General features: G+C 65.6%; 2 protein-coding genes. Both read left to right on the top strand.

What is annotated here, in order from left to right:
* The first annotated feature begins 89 nt into the window (after nt 1-89).
* A complete protein-coding gene (locus IF00_RS0140290) occupies nt 90-650 on the top strand; it encodes an SUKH-4 family immunity protein (RefSeq protein ID WP_030327076.1) in 561 nt (186 codons plus the stop codon).
* Between the two features lie 78 nt (nt 651-728).
* Nucleotides 729-1,499, top strand: a complete 771-nt coding sequence (locus tag IF00_RS0140295; protein WP_106975953.1) for a transposase — start codon at nt 729-731, stop codon at nt 1,497-1,499.
* Nucleotides 1,500-1,560: the final 61 nt, after the last annotated feature.

Below are 1,560 nucleotides of genomic sequence, written 5' to 3' on the forward strand. Positions count from 1 at the left end.
CTAAGGGCTGTCCCGCAAGTGCGGCCGTGTCTTGACCTGAGACCGGCTCGATAGGGTCAGGACCGCAGCCGACGGAAGAGGATCGTTCGATGGCGACGTACGACCAGCTGACCGAGTGGGCCGGTCTGGGGCATGTCACGCGAGCCGGACGGGACGTTGTGGCCGGCTGGCAGATCCCGGGCTTCATGAAGGCACAGCTCGTCGAGGTGGGCGTCCCGGTAGCTCCGCGCCTCATCGAACGAGTCGTGATGCAGAGCGAGGCTGATCCGATCCTGCTCACGTCCCGGGGCCCGCTCTACCGTCTCACCGAGCAGGCGGACCCCGATGATCAGGCCGAGCGGTCATCGTTCGGCGTTGAGCCGGAGACTGGAACGGTCTACTTCGTCATGCCGGATGGGGAGGCATGGTTCGCCAACTCGGGTGTCGGCGTGTGGCTCAACGTCCTTCACCACTATGGCAGCTGCGTAACCGCCTCAGAGCTTCTCAGCGAGCCGGACGGCCCCGAGGAGTACCTCTCTGAAGGGGAGGAAGAGCGGGCTTTCGCCGAGCTGAACCGGCTTGCCGAGGAGCTGAAGGAGATCGACCCGGCAGCCTTCAACGGCTACGAGGGGTTTCTCTGGCCAGGGTTCCTGGACCGCTGGCTCTACTGAGCTCGGCCGGCAGATCCATGGCCCGCAGGTCTGGACCCGTGCGGGAGGCCAGCCGCCCACGACTGAGATGATCTTCATGTGGGGGCTGTGATCACGGCGTCGGAGCCGTCATGGATAGCGCCGTACTCCGGGCTTACTCCGAAGCAGTTCGGCAAACTGATCAACGTGCTGCGGCGCGGAGGCTTGCCCGTGGTTTGCAGGGGCCGTCCGTGGAGTCTTCGACTGGAAGACCGGGTGTTGCTGGTTGCCGCGTACTGGCGGACAAACCTGACCTTGCGGCAGCTGGCCCCCTTGTTCGGGGTCTCGAAGTCTGCCGCGGGCCGGATTGTGAGCCAGCTCGGCCCCTTGCTCGCTCTGCGGCCGCGGAGCCGCTTCCGCAGAGACACGGTGCTGATCGTGGACGGCACCCTGGTGCCGACGCGGGACCACAGCGTGGCGGAGCAGTCCAAGAACTACCGCTACTCGACCAACCACCAGGTCGTCATCGATGCCGTCTCACGCCTTGTCGTCTCCGTCGGCCGGCCTGTGCCGGGCAACCGCAACGACTGCAAGGCATGGGAACTGTCCGGAGCCAAGAGCTCGGTGGGCAACACCACCGTGATCGCCGACGGTGGCTACCGCGGCACTGGTCTGATCATCCCGCACCGCCGAGAACCCGGCCAGACCGAGCTACCGGCCTGGAAGGAAGCCCACAACACCTCCCACCGCAAGGTCCGCGCCCGAGTTGAGCACACCTTCGCCCGCATGAAGACCTGGAAGATCCTCCGCGACTGCCGCCTGAAAGGCGACGGCGTCCACCACGCCATGCTCGGCATCGCCCGCCTCCACAACCTCGCCTTGACCGGATAGTGGATCTATGCCGACGGCTGATGAGTAGCACGTCTGAGATCACTTGCGGGACAGCCCTTAG

The sequence above is a fragment of the Streptomyces flavochromogenes genome (assembly GCF_000717595.1).
Classification (GTDB): Bacteria; Actinomycetota; Actinomycetes; order Streptomycetales; family Streptomycetaceae; genus Streptomyces; species Streptomyces flavochromogenes.

Excerpts from the sequence above, each read along its gene's own strand:
- IF00_RS0140290 (WP_030327076.1), top strand. The coding sequence starts at position 90 with ATGGCGACGTACGACCAGCTGACCGAGTGGGCCGGTCTGGGGCATGTC.